This is a genomic window from Streptomyces sp. NBC_00539 (assembly GCF_036346105.1).
GTDB lineage: Bacteria > Actinomycetota > Actinomycetes > Streptomycetales > Streptomycetaceae > Streptomyces.
Genome location: NZ_CP107811.1, coordinates 5,530,357 through 5,546,014, shown reverse-complemented (window position 1 = coordinate 5,546,014; position 15,658 = coordinate 5,530,357). Strand labels below are relative to the sequence as shown.

The following is a 15,658-nucleotide window of genomic DNA, read 5'->3' as shown; positions in this document are numbered from 1 at the left end:
GCGTCAGCGTGCGTTGAAATACTTCGCTTCGGGGTGGTGGATGACGATGGCGTCCGTGGACTGCTCCGGGTGGAGCTGGAACTCCTCCGAGAGGTGGACCCCGATGCGCTCCGGCTGGAGCATGTCGGCGATCTTGGCCCGGTCCTCCAGGTCGGGGCAGGCGCCGTAGCCCAGCGAGAAGCGGGCGCCGCGGTACTTGAGGTCGAACATGTCCTCGACCTGGGCGGGGTCCTCGCCGCCGAACCCGAGTTCGGCCCGGACGCGGGCGTGCCAGTACTCGGCGAGGGCCTCGGCGAGCTGGACGGACAGGCCGTGCAGTTCCAGGTATTCGCGGTAGGAGTCGGACTCGAACAGTTTGGCGGTGGCCTCGCCGATCTTCGAGCCCACGGTGACCACCTGGAGGCCCACGACGTCCGTCTCCCCCGACTCCTCCGGGCGGAAGAAGTCGGCCAGGCACAGGCGCCGCCCGCGGCGCTGGCGCGGGAAGGTGAAGCGGGTCCGCTCGTTGCCCTGCTCGTCCAGGATGATCAGGTCGTCGCCCTTGGACACGCAGGGGAAGTAGCCGTAGACGACGGCCGCTTCGAGCAGGTTCTCGGTGTGCAGCTTCTCCAGGAGGCCGCGCAGCCGCGGCCGGCCCTCGGACTCGACGAGCTCCTCGTACGTCGCTCCGCCGGCGCGGGCCTGCTTGAGGCCCCACTGGCCCTTGAACAGCGCGCCCTCGTCCAGCCAGGAGGCGTAGTCCTTGAGCGGGATGCCCTTGACGACGCGGGTGCCCCAGAACGGCGGGGTGGGGACCGGGTTGTCGACGGCCACGTCCGAGCGGCCGCCCGGCTCCTCGGGCTCCTCCACCTGGATCGACGGGGTGTCCCGCTTGGGGACGCGGCGCTGCTTGAGCGGGGGCAGTTCGGCGCCCGGGACGCCGCGCTTGACGGCGATGAGGGCGTCCATGAGGCGCAGGCCCTCGAAGGCGTCGCGGGCGTAGCGGACTTCGCCCTCGTAGATCTCGTGGAGGTCCTGTTCCACGTAGGCGCGGGTCAGGGCCGCGCCGCCGAGGATGACCGGGTAGTCGGCCGCCAGCTTGCGCTGGTTGAGCTCCTCCAGGTTCTCCTTCATGATCACGGTGGACTTGACGAGCAGGCCGGACATGCCGATCACGTCGGCCTTGTGTTCCTGCGCGGCTTCCAGGATCGCGGAGACGGGCTGCTTGATGCCGATGTTGACGACGTTGTAGCCGTTGTTGGTCAAGATGATGTCGACGAGGTTCTTGCCGATGTCGTGGACGTCGCCGCGGACGGTGGCGAGCACGATGGTGCCCTTGCCGTCGTCGTCGGTCTTCTCCATGTGCGGTTCGAGGTAGGCGACGGCCGTCTTCATCACCTCGGCCGACTGCAGGACGAACGGCAGCTGCATCTGGCCGGAGCCGAACAGCTCGCCGACGACCTTCATGCCCTCCAGCAGGGTGTCGTTGACGATGTCCAGGGCGGGACGGGTCTGCAGGGCCTCGGCGAGGTCGTCCTCCAGGCCGTTCTTCTCCCCGTCGATGATGCGGCGCTGGAGCCGCTCGTCCAGGGGCAGCGCGAGGAGCTCCTCGGCGCGGCCGTCCTTCATCGACTTGGTGTTGACGCCCTCGAACAGCGCCATCAGCTTCTGCAGCGGGTCGTAGTCCTCGGCGCGCCGGTCGTAGATGAGGTCCAGGGCCGTGCGGACCTGCTCGTCGTCGAAGCGGGCGATCGGCAGGATCTTCGAGGCGTGGACGATCGCCGAATCCAGGCCCGCCTTGACGCACTCGTCGAGGAAGACGGAGTTCAGCAGGACGCGGGCGGCCGGGTTCAGGCCGAAGGAGATGTTGGACAGCCCCAGCGTGGTCTGCACGTCGGGGTGGCGCCGCTTGAGTTCGCGGATCGCCTCGATGGTGGCGATGCCGTCCTTGCGGGACTCCTCCTGACCCGTACAGATGGTGAAGGTGAGGGTGTCGATGAGGATGTCCGACTCGTGGATGCCCCAGTTGCCGGTCAGGTCCTCGATCAGCCGCTCGGCGATCGCCACCTTGTGCTCGACGGTGCGGGCCTGGCCCTCCTCGTCGATGGTCAGCGCGATCAGCGCCGCGCCGTGCTCGCGCGCCAGGGCGGTCACCTTCGCGAAACGGGACTCGGGGCCGTCGCCGTCCTCGTAGTTCACCGAGTTGATGACCGCGCGGCCGCCCAGCTTCTCCAGACCCGCCTGGATCACGGGAACCTCGGTGGAGTCCAGCACGATCGGCAGCGTCGAAGCCGTCGCGAAGCGGCCGGCCAGCTCCTGCATGTCGGCGACGCCGTCGCGGCCCACGTAGTCGACGCACAGGTCGAGCATGTGCGCGCCCTCGCGGATCTGGTCGCGGGCCATCTCCACGCAGTCGTCCCAGCGGGCCTCCAGCATCGCCTCGCGGAACTTCTTCGACCCGTTGGCGTTGGTCCGCTCGCCGATCGCCATGTACGAGGTGTCCTGGCGGAACGGCACGGTCTGGTACAGCGACGACGCGCCCGGCTCGGGCTGGGGCCGCCGCTCGGCCGGGGCCAGACCGCGGACCCGCTCCACGACCTGGCGCAGGTGCTCGGGGGTGGTGCCGCAGCAGCCGCCGACCAGGGACAGGCCGTACTCGCGGACGAAGGTCTCCTGCGCGTCGGCGAGCTCGGGGGCCGACAGGGGGTAGTGCGCGCCGTTCTTGCCCAGCACCGGCAGGCCTGCGTTGGGCATGCAGGACAGCGGGATCCGGGCGTTGCGGGCCAGGTAGCGCAGGTGCTCGCTCATCTCGGCGGGGCCCGTCGCGCAGTTCAGGCCGATCATGTCGATGCCGAGCGGCTCCAGCGCCGTCAGCGCCGCACCGATCTCCGAACCGAGCAGCATCGTGCCGGTCGTCTCTACGGTGACGGAGCAGATCAACGGCACGGACACGCCGAGCGCCTCCATCGCGCGCCGCGCGCCGATGACGGAGGACTTGGTCTGCAGGAGGTCCTGCGTGGTCTCCACCAGCAGGGCGTCCGCGCCTCCGGTGAGCAGGCCCTCGGCGTTGACCTGGTAGGCGTCGCGGATCGTCGCGTAGTCGATGTGGCCCAGCGTGGGCAGCTTGGTGCCCGGCCCCATGGAGCCCAGCACCCAGCGCTGCTGCCCGGTCGCGGCCGTGTACTCGTCGGCCACCTCGCGGGCGATGCGGGCGCCGGATTCCGACAGCTCGAAGTTGCGGCCGGGGATGTCGTACTCGGCCAGCGCCGCGAAGTTCGCGCCGAACGTGTTGGTCTCCACGCAGTCCACGCCGACGGAGAAGTACGCCTCGTGGACGGAGCGCACGATGTCGGGGCGCGTCACGTTCAGGACCTCGTTGCAGCCTTCCAGCTGCTGGAAGTCCTCCATCGACGGGTCCTGCGCCTGGAGCATGGTCCCCATGGCTCCGTCGGCGACGACCACGCGGGTCGCGAGCGCCTCTCGGAGGGCATCGGCCCGTGTCTGGGTGTCTGCGGGCGGGTTCGGCAACGAGGCCATGGTCAAGCTCCCTGGGATGCGACGGCTGTCGGCTTTGCGCCCTCGCTGTGTCAAGGGCGCACGCGGTCAGGGTAACCGTGCGCACCGGGACCCGGTGGGTGTGTCCCACGTGGCGGACTGCATTCTTTGGCCCGACTCCAGTGCGGCTCCAGTGGGCTGTCCGGCATGCGGGTGTCATCAAGCGTTCCCCGGGCATGCACAAGGTCGACATCGGCCGATAGTGTTCAGCATTGTCGAACTACGTCAGCAGGAGGCTGCACGATGGCACGGAACATCCAGTCGCTCGAACGAGCCGCTGCGATGCTGCGGCTCCTGGCGGGCGGCGAACGCCGGCTGGGCCTGTCGGACGTGGCCGGTGCGCTGGGGCTGGCCAAGGGGACCGCGCACGGCATCCTGCGCACGCTCCAGGCCGAGGGTTTCGTCGAGCAGGATCCGGCCTCGGGCCGCTACCAGCTCGGCGCGGAGCTGCTGCGCCTGGGCAACAGCTACCTGGACGTGCACGAGCTGCGGGCCCGGGCGCTGGTGTGGACGGACGACCTGGCACGGGCGAGCGGCGAGAGCGTGTACGTGGGGGTGCTCCACAAGAGCGGGGTGCTGATCATGCACCACGTGTTCCGCCCGGACGACAGCCGCCAGGTGCTGGAAGTGGGCGCGATGCAGCCGCTGCACTCCACGGCCCTGGGCAAGGTGCTGTCCGCGTACGACCCGGTGGCGCACACGGAGGCGGTCGAGGTGGAGCGCGAGGCGTTCACGCCGCGCACGGTCACGGACGCGGCCGGTTTCGAGGAGGTCCTGGACCTGACCCGGGCGCGCGGGTGGGCCTGCGACGTCGAGGAGACCTGGGAGGGCGTCGCCTCGGTGGCCGCCCCCATCCACGACCGGCGCAAGATGCCGGTCGGTGCCGTGGCGGTGGCGGGCGCCGTGGAGCGGGTCTGCGGGGAGTCCGGGGAACCCCGGGCGAGCCTGGTGGCCTCGGTACGGGACTGCGCCCGCTCGGTTTCGCGCGACCTCGGCGCGGGCCGCTTCTGACCTTGCTTTGAGTGCCCCCAGGACCGCTTCGGCCGTCATCTGGGGGCTTCTGTCGTTTTCCAGCCCCCAATTGGCCGGATTTGGTCGATCGCACCGACCGGTAACGATCCTGATCCGTGACCTGCCGGACCCTTGACGCAATCTTCACCCGGGCGGAAAACTGCCGTTCATCGGTCGGCATTGTCGAACACCTACCGGCAATACGCGTTAGGGTATGGCGAGGCCAAGGACCGGTGCAGCACTCACCGAGTGCGGTGGACCACCGGAGGGACCCGGTGTCCACCCACCCCTGGACGTAAGACAAAGGAGTCGCGGGTGTCCAGCTCCGACATCTTCATCGGCGAGACCATCGGTACCGCCCTGCTCACCCTGCTCGGCGGTGGCGTCTGCGCCGCCGTCACGCTCAAGAGCTCCAAGGCCCGCAACGCGGGATGGCTCGCGATCACCTTCGGCTGGGGTTTCGCCGTCCTGATCGCCGCGTACGTGTCCGCACCCCTGTCCGGCGCGCACCTCAACCCCGCGGTGACCGTCGGCATAGCCGTCAAGACCGGCGAGTGGGGCGACGTGCCGGTCTACCTCGCGGGCCAGCTGCTCGGCGCCATGATCGGCGCGGTCCTGATGTGGGCCACGTACTACGGGCAGTTCCGGGCGCACCTGGCGGACCCGGAGCACATCCGTGACGCCAAGCTCGGCCCGGAGGACCCGCACCCGCACGACGTGGCCGGCCCGGTGCTCGGGATCTTCTCCACCGGCCCCGAGATCCGCAACGTCGTCCAGAACCTGGCCACCGAGATCATCGGCACCGCCGTCCTGGTCCTGGCGATCTTGACCCAGGGCCTCCAGGACGACGGCAAGGGCCTCGGCGTCATCGGCGTCCTGATCACCTCCTTCGTGGTCGTCGGCATCGGCCTCTCCCTCGGCGGCCCGACCGGCTACGCCATCAACCCGGTGCGCGACCTCGGCCCCCGCATCGTCCACGCCCTGCTGCCGCTGCCCCACAAGGGCGGCTCGGACTGGGGATACTCCTGGATCCCGGTCGTCGGCCCGCTCGTCGGTGCCGCCCTCGCCGGTGGTCTGTACAACATCGCGTTCGTCTGATCAGCATCGGCACGTATCGCAAGATCCGCACCGCCCCCTGATTCCGCCCACCAGAGCCGCCAGGAGCAGCCACCATGACCAGTAGCACCGGCCCCTTCATCGCCGCGATCGACCAGGGCACCACCTCCTCCCGCTGCATCGTCTTCGACCGCGACGGCCGCATCGTCGCCGTCGACCAGAAGGAGCACGAGCAGATCTTCCCGAAGCCGGGCTGGGTCGAGCACGACGCCGCCGAGATCTGGACCAACGTCCAGGAGGTCGTCGCCGGGGCCATCGCCAAGGCCGAGATCACCGCGGCCGACGTCAAGGCCGTCGGCATCACCAACCAGCGCGAGACCACGCTCCTGTGGGACAAGAACACCGGCGAGCCGGTGCACAACGCGCTGGTCTGGCAGGACACCCGCACGGACGTCCTGTGCAAGGAGCTCGGCCGCAACGTCGGCCAGGACCGCTTCCGCCGCGAGACGGGCCTGCCGCTCGCCTCGTACTTCGCCGGTCCCAAGGTCCGCTGGCTGCTCGACAACGTCGAGGGCCTGCGCGAGCGCGCCGAGGCCGGCGACATCCTCTTCGGCACCATGGACTCCTGGGTCATCTGGAACCTGACCGGCGGCGCCCAGGGCGGCGTGCACGTCACCGACGTCACGAACGCCTCGCGCACCATGCTGATGAACCTCCACACGCTGGAGTGGGACGAGCGCATCGCCGAGTCCATGGAGGTCCCCCTCAACGTCCTCCCCGAGATCCGCTCCTCCGCCGAGGTCTACGGCCACGTCAAGGAAGGCGTGCTCGCCGGTGTCCCGGTCGCCTCGGCGCTCGGTGACCAGCAGGCCGCCCTCTTCGGCCAGACCTGCTTCTCCGAGGGCGAGGCGAAGTCCACGTACGGCACCGGCACGTTCATGCTGATGAACACCGGCGACAAGATCATCAACTCCTACAGCGGCCTGCTCACCACGGTCGGCTACCAGATCGGCGAGGAGAAGCCGGTCTACGCCCTCGAAGGCTCCATCGCCGTCACCGGCTCGCTCGTCCAGTGGATGCGCGACCAGATGGGCCTGATCAAGTCGGCCGCCGAGATCGAGACGCTGGCCTCCTCCGTCGAGGACAACGGCGGCGCCTACTTCGTGCCCGCCTTCTCCGGCCTGTTCGCCCCGTACTGGCGCTCCGACGCCCGCGGTGTGATCGCCGGCCTGACCCGGTACGTCACCAAGGCTCACATCGCCCGTGCCGTGCTGGAGGCCACCGCCTGGCAGACCCGCGAGATCACCGACGCCATGACCAAGGACTCGGGCGTCGAGCTCGCCGCCCTCAAGGTCGACGGCGGCATGACCTCCAACAACCTGCTGATGCAGACGCTCTCGGACTTCCTGGACGCCCCCGTGGTGCGCCCGATGGTCGCCGAGACCACCTGCCTCGGCGCCGCCTACGCCGCCGGCCTGGCCGTCGGCTTCTGGCCCGACACCGACGCCCTGCGCGCCAACTGGCGCCGCGCGGCGGAGTGGACCCCGCGGATGCCCGCCGAACAGCGGGACCGCGAGTACAAGAACTGGCTCAAGGCCGTCGAGCGGTCCATGGGCTGGATCGACGACGAAGACGCCAGCTGACCCCCCTCAGCTGAGTCAATCGACGAGGAGCTAAGAGATATGAGCACCCTGCAGAGCGTTCCCGCACTGGGTTCGCACCCGACCGCCGGCTCCAACGCGAGCCGCGCCGAGACCCGTGAGCAGCTGGCGAAGGCCACGTACGACCTGCTGGTCATCGGCGGTGGAATCCTGGGCACGTCCGTGGCCTGGCACGCCGCGCAGTCGGGTCTGCGGGTTGCCATGGTGGACGCCGGCGACTTCGCCGGCGCCACCTCCTCGGCCTCCTCCAAGCTGGTCCACGGGGGCCTGCGCTACCTGCAGACCGGCGCGGTCAAGCTGGTCGCGGAGAACCACCACGAGCGCCGGGTGCTGGCCAAGGACGTGGCCCCGCACCTGGTCAACCCCCTCACCTTCTACCTGCCGGTCTACAAGGGCGGCCCGGTCGGCGCCGCGAAGCTGGGCGCGGGCGTGTTCGCGTACTCGGCCCTGTCGGCCTTCGGTGACGGCATCGGCAAGGTCATATCCCCGGCCCGCGCCGTCGCCGACAACCCCGGTCTCAAGACCGACAACCTCAAGGCCGTCGCGGTCTACTACGACCACCAGATGAACGACTCCCGCGTCGCCGTGATGACGGTCCGCGCGGCCGTCGAGTCGGGCGCGGTCGTCCTGAACCACGCCGAGGTCACCGGCCTGCGCATGACGCGCGGCCGGGTCAGCGGCGCCGAGCTCAAGGACCGCCTGGACGGCACCGAGTTCGGGGTCGACGCGCGCGTCGTGCTCAACGCCACCGGCCCGTGGGTGGACCACCTGCGGCGCATGGAAGACAAGCACGCGATGCCGTCGATCCGCCTGTCCAAGGGCGCGCACATCGTGATGAAGCGCAAGTCGCCGTGGAAGGCCGCCATGGCCACCCCGATCGACAAGTACCGCATCACCTTCGCCCTGCCGTGGGAGGACCAGCTCCTGCTCGGCACGACCGACGAGGTCTACGAGGGCGACCCCGCGGACGTGCGCGCCACCGAGGCCGACATCCAGCAGATCCTGGACGAGGCCGCCTTCTCGGTGAAGGACGCCGACCTGGACCGCTCGCTGATGACGTACGCCTTCGCGGGCCTGCGGGTGCTGCCCGGCGGCCCCGGCGGCGTGGAGAAGGCCAAGCGCGAGACGGTCGTCTCCGAGGGCGCCGGCGGCATGCTGTCGGTGGCCGGCGGCAAGTGGACCACGTACCGCCACATCGGCCGCGTGGTCATGGACAAGCTGGCGAAGCTGCCCGGCAGCCCGCTGACCGAGGACATGGAGCCGGTGAAGTCGCTGGTGCGCCGCGTCCCGCTGCCCGGTGTCGCCAACCCGAACGCGGTGGCGCACCGGCTGCTGGTGGACCGGGAGCCCGGCTCGCGCATGGACCCGCTCACCGCCCGGCACCTGGCCTCGCACTACGGTTCGCTGGCCTTCGACATCGCCCGCCTGGCGAACGAGGACCCGGCGCTGGCCGAGCGGATCCACCCCGACGGGCCGGAGATCTGGGCGCAGGTCGCGTACGCCCGTGACAACGAGTGGGCCCAGACGGTCGACGACGTGCTGCGCCGCCGTACGACGGTGACCGTGCGCGGTCTGGACAGCGCCGAGGTACGGCGCCGGGTCGAGGAGATGCTGGGCGGCAAGGCGTAGCCGTCACGGCAGGGGGAAGAGGGGCGGTTCCGAGGGGAACCGCCCCTCCGTCGTGGGCTGTGGCTGGTGTCCCCTCAAGGCTTAGGCTGGCCCACGTACACAAGGGGAACTTCGGAAGGAGACCTGGGTGATCGAGCTTGAGGGCGTGCCCGAGCTGATCGACCCGGTCATGGTGGCCGCGTTCGAGGGCTGGAACGACGCGGGTGACGCCGCCTCCGGTGCTGTCACGCACCTGGACCGGGAGTGGAAGGGCGAGGTCTTCGCGGCTCTGGACGCCGAGGACTACTACGACTTCCAGGTCAACCGGCCGACGGTGTGGCTGGAGAACGGGGTTCGCAAGATCACCTGGCCGACGACCCGGCTCTCGGTGGTCCGGATCGGCGGTGCGAAGCCGCGTGACCTGGTGCTGGTGCGCGGGATCGAACCCTCGATGCGCTGGCGTTCGTTCTGCAACGAGATCCTCGCCTTCGCGCACGAGCTGGGCGTGGAGATGGTGGTCATCCTGGGCGCGCTGCTGGGCGACACCCCGCACACCCGGCCGGTCCCGGTCAGCGGGGTGACGTCGGACGCCGACCTGGCTCGGACGATGGACCTGGAGGAGACGAAGTACGAGGGCCCGACGGGGATCGTGGGGGTCCTCCAGGAGGCCTGCACGCACGCGGGCGTCCCGGCGGTGTCGCTGTGGGCGGCGGTGCCGCACTACGTGTCGCAGCCGCCGAACCCGAAGGCGACGCTGGCGCTGCTGAACCGGCTGGAAGACCTGCTCGACATCCGCATCCCGCTCGGCGAACTGCCGGAGGACGCGCGGGCGTGGCAGCTGGGGGTGGACCAACTGGCCGCCGAGGACAGCGAGGTGGCGGAGTACGTCCAGACGCTGGAGGAGGCGCGGGACACCGCCGACCTCCCCGAGGCGTCGGGGGACGCGATCGCCCGCGAGTTCGAGCGGTACCTGCGGCGGCGGGACCCTTCCGCGGCCGCGGAACCGGGTGACGGGTCGTACCTGCGGGACACCTCCAGCGGCCGTACGAAGCCGCGGCTGAGGCCCGACCCGGAGCCGCCGGAGGAACCGCCGGCGGCGGCGCCGGGCGAGGACGCTCCCCCGGAGGCCTGACGAACCGGCCCCCACCCCCGTCCCCGCGCAACCGGTCGGCCCCCCGGCGGAACCGAGAAGAACGCCGGACCGGCCGCTCACGCGGCCGGTCCGGCGTCGTCCGTTCGGCCCGCCGACGACGTCCGGGGCACGGCCCGGGCGACGGCGGCGGCGCGGGTTACAGCGCCACGCCCAGCAGGGCGTCCACCGTGCGCGAGACCAGGCCCGGGGCCGACTCGTCGGAGCCGTCCGAGGCGTTCTGGGCGTCGGCCCAGCGGTCCACGGCCGCCAGCGCGGCGGGGGCGTCCAGGTCGTTGGCCAGGGCCTCGCGGACCTCCTCGACCAGGGCGTCCGCCGGGATGCCGTCCGGGCGGGACACGGCGGCGCGCCAGCGCTCCAGCCGGGCCACCGCCTCCTCCAGGACCGCGTCCGTCCACTCCCAGTCGGCGCGGTAGTGGTGGGACAGCAGCGCGAGCCGGATCGCGGCCGGGTCGACGCCCGCCCGGCGCAGCGCGGAGACGAAGACCAGGTTGCCCTTGGACTTCGACATCTTCTGGCCGTTCAGCGCGACCATGCCCGCGTGGACGTAGGCCTTGGCCATCGGGAACTCGCCCGTCAGCACCTGGGCGTGCGAGGCGCCCATCTCGTGGTGCGGGAAGGCCAGGTCGGAGCCGCCGCCCTGGATGTCGAAGCCCATGCCCAGGTGGTCCAGGGCGATGGCCACGCACTCGATGTGCCAGCCCGGCCGGCCTCGGCCCAGGGAGCCGCCGTCCCAGCTCGGCTCGCCCGGCCGCGCGGCCATCCACAGCATCGGGTCGAGCGGGTTCTTCTTCCCCGGGCGCTCGGGGTCGCCGCCGCGCTCCGCGGAGAGCAGCCGCATGGCCTCGGCGTCGAGGCGGGAGACGCCGCCGAAGTGCGGGTCGGACTCCACCGAGAAGTAGACGTCGCCTTCGAGCTCGTAGGCGGCGCCCGCGTCCCTCAGCCGCTCGACGAGCGGCACGATGCCGGGTATGGCCTCGACGGCCCCGATGTACTGCCGCGGCGGCAGGATCCGCAGGGCGGTCATGTCCTCGCGGAAGAGGGCCGTCTCGCGTTCGGCGAGCTCGGTCCAGTCGTGGCCGTCGCGCTGCGCCCGCTCCAGCAGCGGATCGTCGACGTCCGTGACGTTCTGGACGTAGTGAACCTGCCGCTTGGTGTCGAGCCACACGCGCTGCACCAGGTCGAACGCGTTGTAGGTGGCCGCGTGACCGATGTGGGTGGCGTCGTACGGCGTGATGCCGCAGACGTAGATACGGGCGACGGGACCGGGGGCGAGGGTGATCGTCCCTTGGGTCGCGGTGTCGTGGATCTGGAGGTCGCGGCCCTTGCCGGGCAGGGCGGGGACCTCAGAAGCGGGCCAGGCATGCATGCTTCGAGCCTAACCGGACGGATGTTCCGTCATCGAACCGGACCAGCACTGTTGGCCTGATCACCACTCTTGCGGTCCGGCCGGGCATGTGCGTGGTGCGGGCCGGCCGGGCCCGGGCGGCTCAGACCGGTGGCCAGGGGATGGCGGGCCACTGCCCCGAGGGCCGGGGATGCGTTCCTTCGCGCAGCAGGAGGGCCACGCGGGCCCGTACGGCCGCCAGCTCGGCGGCGGTGATCAGATCCGCCAGCCGGGTGGCGAGGGGCCCCCCGCCGGCCAGCTGGGAGGCGAGGGTGGTCAAGACGGTGCGGGCCTCGTCCGTCAGGGGCTCGCCCGCCCAGCCCCACAGCAGGGTGCGCAGCTTGTCCTCGGCGTGGAAGGTCACGCCGTGGTCGATGCCGTAGAGCCGGCCGTCGGGGGCGGGCAGCAGGTGGCCGCCCTTGCGGTCGGCGTTGTTGATGACGGCGTCCAGGACGGCGAGGCGGCGCAGCCTCGGGTCGTCGGCGTGCACGAGCAGCGCGGTGCGTCCCTGCCCCACTTCGGCAAGGGCGACCGGCTTCCAGCCTTCCCCGGCCTCCTCGCCCTCGACGAGCGCCAGCAGCTCCGGCTCGGGCGCGTCACCGGCGTCGATCCACCGCTGGACCATCCCCTCGCCGTACGGGCCTTCGCGCAGCACCGTCTCCGGTACGAGGCCCCAGCCGGTGGCCTCGGAGACCAGGTAGGCGGCGCGCTCGCGTTGCGCGAGGCTGCCGTCGGGGAAGTCCCACAGCGGCCGCTCGCCCTTGACGGGCTTGTAGACGCATTCGGCGCTGACGCCCTCGTACGTCACCGTGCACAGCAGGACGGCGTTGGAGGCCTCGGCGATGCGGCCCCGGACGGTCAGCTCACCTCTGGCGAGAAGTTCCTCGGTGGGGTTCACTGCGCTCACGCCTGGCGCCGGTAGCCGTTCTGGCGGGGACACACGTGGCCTTCGGGGTCGAGCGGCAGGCTGCACAGCGGGCACGGCGGCCGGCCGGCGTTGACCACGTCGAGGGCGCGTTTGGCGAAGGCGCGGGCCTGGGCGCCGGAGAGGCGCACGCGCAGCATCGGCGGGCCGTTCTCCTCGTCCTGCAGGAGGCGCTCCTCCGCTTCCGCGAGGTCCTCGTCGGAGTCGGCGTCGAGTTCGACGAGCGCCTGCGCCTCGACGATCATCCGCTGTTCCTCGCCGTCCCAGGCCAGGGCCATCGTGCCGACGCGGAACTCCTCCTCGACGGGTACGTCGAGAGGGGCGGTGTCGGCGGCCTCGGTGGAGGCGACGGCCGGGACGGGGGCGTTGCCGCCGGTGCGCCGTACGACCTCGTCCAGCAGTTCGTCCATCCGCTCGGCGAGCGCGGCGACCTGCGTCTTCTCCAGGGAGACGCTGGTGACGCGGGTCCCGGAGGAGGCCTGGAGGAAGAACGTACGGCGTCCAGGCAGACCGACCGTGCCGGCCACGAAGCGGTCCGGCGGGTCGTAAAGGAACACCTGACGGGGCACGTCCAGTCTCCAAGTGTCGATGGCAGGGGCGGGGCGTGGGCGGGCTGCCTGTGTTGGCCCGTCCACCCTACTGCGCCGTTCGATCAGGCCGCGCCCGCACCACCGCCCACGACGGCGTCCCCGCCGTCTTCGGGCGATTTGCGCGGCACGAGGCCCGCGAAGTCCCCGGTGTCGCCGAGGCGGAACAGGAACGGGCGGGTCTGCGTGTAGCGGATGGCGGTGACGGAACAGGGGTCGACATGGATCCGCTGGAAGAGGTCGAGGTGCATGCCGAGGGCGTCCGCGACAAGGGACTTGATGATGTCGCCGTGCGAGCACATGAGGTAGACGGCGTCGGCGCCGTGCTCCTCGTCGATCCGCGCGTTCCACTCCCGTACGGCGTCCACGGCGCGGGCCTGCATGGCGCGCATGGTCTCGCCGCCGGGGAAGGCCGCGGCGGAGGGGTGCTGCTGGACGATCTTCATCAGGGGTTCGTCGGCGAGTTCGGAGAGTTTGCGGCCGGACCAGTCGCCGTAGTGGCATTCGCCGATCCGCTCGTCGGTGTGCAGGTTCAGCCCGGGGCGGGCCGCCAGCAGCGGGGCGAGGGTCTCCTGGCAGCGTTGCAGCGGGCTGCTGACGGCGGCGGCGAGCGGTACCCCGTCGAGGCGTCCGGGCAGTGCGGCGGCCTGTTCGGCGCCGCGTTCGTCAAGGCTCACCCCCGGGGTCCATCCGGCGAGCAAGCCCGCGGTGTTGGCGGTGGACCGCCCGTGCCGTACGAGGATCAGCGTGGCCATGGGGCCACCTTAAGCGGTCGTGGCGGTGCGCGGGTGGGGGGCGGATGGAGGGAGAATGCCCCGCGTGATAGTCGACTGCGCGATGTACCGGGACGGCCGCCGCTCCGAGGCCCCCGAGGATTTCTCGGATGCCCTCGCCGAGGCGCGGGCGACGGGTGACGCCTTCTTGTGGATCGGGATGTACGAGCCCACGGAGGAGGAATTCGAGCACGTCAGCCAGGAGTTCGGGCTGCACAGACTGGCGGTGGAGGACGCGCTGACCGCGCACCAGCGCCCCAAGCTGGAGGTCTACGACGATTCGCTGTTCGTCGTCCTCAAGCCGGTCGTGTACGACGACGACACCGACACGGTGACGACGGGCGAGCTGATGGTCTTCATCGGCGACTCCTTCGTGGTCACCGTCCGGCACGGCGAGGGCGCCGCGCTGGCCGCCGTACGCCGGCGCCTGGAGCAGGACCCGGAGGTGCTGCGGCACGGGCCGACGGCAGTGCTCTACGCGGTGTCGGACGCGGTGGTGGACCACTACATCGAGGTCGCGGCGGAGCTGCAGGTGGACTTGGAGGAGCTGGAGGCCGAGGTGTTCGCCCCGAACGCCACGGACAGCCGGAACACGAAGAGCACGGCCGCCCGGATCTACGGTTTCAAGCGGCAGGTGCTGGAGTTCCGCCGGGCCACGAGCCCGCTGCTCCAGCCGATGGACCGGCTGGCCTTCGGGGACGTGCCGTTCGTGCACGAGCGCTCCCAGCCCTTCTTCCGCGACGTCGCCGACCACCTGACCAAGGCGAACGAGTACATCGAGGGGCTGGACCGGCTGCTGTCGGACGCGCTGTCGGCGCACCTGGCGCAGATGGGCGTCCGGCAGAACGACGACATGCGCAAGATCTCCGCCTGGGCGGCGATGGCGGCCGTCCCCACGATGGTGGCGGGGATCTACGGGATGAACTTCGACCACATGCCGGAGCTCAGGCAGAGCTGGGGCTACCCGGCGGTCCTGGTGGTCATGGCGGCCGCCTGCATCGGCCTGCACCGGCTGTTCAAGAGCCGCGGCTGGCTGTAGGACCGTCAGGCGTATCCCGGCGCGCCGGACGGTACGCCGCCGAGTGCGTCGCGGCGCTGGGGCATGCTCAGGCCGACCATGCGGTGCCAGCCGCTGAACCGCTCGTAGGCGTACGTCCCGCGGATCCCGGCGGCGAGGGCGGCCGCCTTGGGTGCGGGCCACCTCAGCAGCCTGCCCATGTGCGCCATGACGGCCAGGCTCACGTCCCGGTAGACGGCGATCTCGGCGAGGGCGCTCTCGCGCAGCACCCGCTGGATGGTCCGGCCGTGGCCGGCGCGGACCAGGGCCAGGAGTTCCTCGTGGCAGTAGGCGAGGTGGTTGTCCTCGTCGTTGCTGATCATGCGGAGGGCCCTGCCGACCTCCGGGTGGTCCCCGAAGTGCTTGACCAGCATGTCCATCTGGTCGGCGGCGCGCTGTTCGGTGACGCGGCTGTGTGCGAGGTAGACGACGACGTCCTCCTCGGTCAGCGGCTCCTCGCGGTTCAGCTTCTCGTGCGCGAGGCCGATCCCCCGCCGTTCCAGCAGCATCGTGTAGTCCGTCTCGGGCGGCACCGGGACGGCGGGCAGGCCGCGCCTGCGCAGCAGGGCCTGGAAGATCCGGCCGTGCTTGTCCTCGTCCGCGCCGTGCCGGGCGATCTTGGGCGCGAGGTGGCGCAATCCGTCGGGGACCAACGCGCAGATGCGGCCGTTCTCCCAGCCGCCCTGGGACTCCCCGCTGGCGGCGATGGAACAGAACAGCTGGAAGGAGTCGTCGTTCTCGATGATCTCCTGGAACAGGCTGCGGGCAGAGAGCATGCTCCGAGTCAAAGGCGGATACGGCGGGCGGGCAACCGATGCGTGGCGGGACTCGGCCGAATGAACGAAGCCGAGGCGGGGGTGCCGGGGCGTAACCCCGGGGCCGCCCCGCGCGTTGTTGGCTGTGTCGGCC

12 protein-coding genes are annotated in these 15,658 nt (G+C 70.9%); 6 read left to right on the top strand and 6 right to left on the bottom strand.

From position 1 onward, the window contains the following. Positions 1 to 3: 3 nt before the first annotated feature. Positions 4 to 3,516, bottom strand: coding sequence for a methionine synthase (metH, locus tag OG861_RS24870; protein WP_329193899.1), 3,513 nt, complete (start codon positions 3,514 to 3,516; stop codon positions 4 to 6). 261 nt (positions 3,517 to 3,777) lie between these two features. On the opposite strand from metH, the gene OG861_RS24865 reads away from it, so the two are divergent. The 5 genes from OG861_RS24865 to OG861_RS24845 all read left to right on the top strand — a co-directional run bounded on the left by OG861_RS24865 (position 3,778) and on the right by OG861_RS24845 (position 10,002). Beyond that, entirely contained in the window at positions 3,778 to 4,545 is a 768-nt protein-coding gene (locus tag OG861_RS24865; protein WP_329193901.1) for an IclR family transcriptional regulator, read from the top strand. 315 nt (positions 4,546 to 4,860) lie between these two features. After that, a complete protein-coding gene (locus tag OG861_RS24860; protein WP_329193902.1) occupies positions 4,861 to 5,643 on the top strand; it encodes an MIP/aquaporin family protein in 783 nt (260 codons plus the stop codon). Between the two features lie 74 nt (positions 5,644 to 5,717). Continuing rightward, a complete protein-coding gene (glpK, locus tag OG861_RS24855) occupies positions 5,718 to 7,244 on the top strand; it encodes a glycerol kinase GlpK (RefSeq protein WP_329193904.1) in 1,527 nt (508 codons plus the stop codon). A 39-nt stretch (positions 7,245 to 7,283) separates the two neighbouring features. After that, a complete protein-coding gene (locus OG861_RS24850; protein ID WP_329193906.1) occupies positions 7,284 to 8,891 on the top strand; it encodes a glycerol-3-phosphate dehydrogenase/oxidase in 1,608 nt (535 codons plus the stop codon). Positions 8,892 to 9,018: 127 nt separating this feature from the next. Continuing rightward, a complete protein-coding gene (locus OG861_RS24845) occupies positions 9,019 to 10,002 on the top strand; it encodes a PAC2 family protein (protein WP_329193908.1) in 984 nt (327 codons plus the stop codon). Between the two features lie 157 nt (positions 10,003 to 10,159). On the opposite strand, the gene mshC is transcribed toward OG861_RS24845, so the two are convergent. From mshC to OG861_RS24825, 4 genes are all read right to left on the bottom strand, one after another. After that, positions 10,160 to 11,389, bottom strand: coding sequence for a cysteine--1-D-myo-inosityl 2-amino-2-deoxy-alpha-D-glucopyranoside ligase (gene mshC, locus OG861_RS24840; protein ID WP_329193910.1), 1,230 nt, complete (start codon positions 11,387 to 11,389; stop codon positions 10,160 to 10,162). Positions 11,390 to 11,510: 121 nt separating this feature from the next. Beyond that, complete coding sequence (locus tag OG861_RS24835; protein ID WP_443056463.1) at positions 11,511 to 12,347, bottom strand: SCO1664 family protein; 837 nt, start codon at positions 12,345 to 12,347, stop codon at positions 11,511 to 11,513. Beyond that, entirely contained in the window at positions 12,311 to 12,901 is a 591-nt protein-coding gene (locus OG861_RS24830; protein ID WP_329193911.1) for a DUF3090 domain-containing protein, read from the bottom strand. Before OG861_RS24830 ends, OG861_RS24835 begins: the two co-directional genes overlap by 37 nt. A gap of 83 nt (positions 12,902 to 12,984) precedes the next feature. Beyond that, positions 12,985 to 13,674, bottom strand: coding sequence for a histidine phosphatase family protein (locus OG861_RS24825; RefSeq protein ID WP_329193912.1), 690 nt, complete (start codon positions 13,672 to 13,674; stop codon positions 12,985 to 12,987). A gap of 55 nt (positions 13,675 to 13,729) precedes the next feature. On the opposite strand from OG861_RS24825, the gene corA reads away from it, so the two are divergent. After that, positions 13,730 to 14,731 (top strand): magnesium/cobalt transporter CorA, encoded by a 1,002-nt coding sequence (gene corA / locus OG861_RS24820; protein ID WP_329193913.1) that lies wholly within the window; start codon positions 13,730 to 13,732, stop codon positions 14,729 to 14,731. A gap of 5 nt (positions 14,732 to 14,736) precedes the next feature. Here the strand turns inward: corA and OG861_RS24815 are convergent, their stop codons facing one another. Continuing rightward, positions 14,737 to 15,525, bottom strand: coding sequence for a ferritin-like domain-containing protein (locus OG861_RS24815; protein ID WP_329193915.1), 789 nt, complete (start codon positions 15,523 to 15,525; stop codon positions 14,737 to 14,739). Between the last annotated feature and the right edge of the window lie 133 nt (positions 15,526 to 15,658).

What these genes read in the sequence shown, in the direction of transcription:
- glpK (WP_329193904.1), top strand. Translation starts at nt 5,718, where the DNA reads ATGACCAGTAGCACCGGCCCCTTCATCGCCGCGATCGACCAGGGCACC.
- OG861_RS24815 (WP_329193915.1), bottom strand. Translation starts at nt 15,525, where the DNA reads ATGCTCTCTGCCCGCAGCCTGTTCCAGGAGATCATCGAGAACGACGAC.
- OG861_RS24850 (WP_329193906.1), top strand. Translation starts at nt 7,284, where the DNA reads ATGAGCACCCTGCAGAGCGTTCCCGCACTGGGTTCGCACCCGACCGCC.
- OG861_RS24825 (WP_329193912.1), bottom strand. Translation starts at nt 13,674, where the DNA reads ATGGCCACGCTGATCCTCGTACGGCACGGGCGGTCCACCGCCAACACC.
- corA (WP_329193913.1), top strand. Translation starts at nt 13,730, where the DNA reads ATGCCCCGCGTGATAGTCGACTGCGCGATGTACCGGGACGGCCGCCGC.
- metH (WP_329193899.1), bottom strand. Translation starts at nt 3,516, where the DNA reads ATGGCCTCGTTGCCGAACCCGCCCGCAGACACCCAGACACGGGCCGAT.
- mshC (WP_329193910.1), bottom strand. Translation starts at nt 11,389, where the DNA reads ATGCATGCCTGGCCCGCTTCTGAGGTCCCCGCCCTGCCCGGCAAGGGC.
- OG861_RS24865 (WP_329193901.1), top strand. Translation starts at nt 3,778, where the DNA reads ATGGCACGGAACATCCAGTCGCTCGAACGAGCCGCTGCGATGCTGCGG.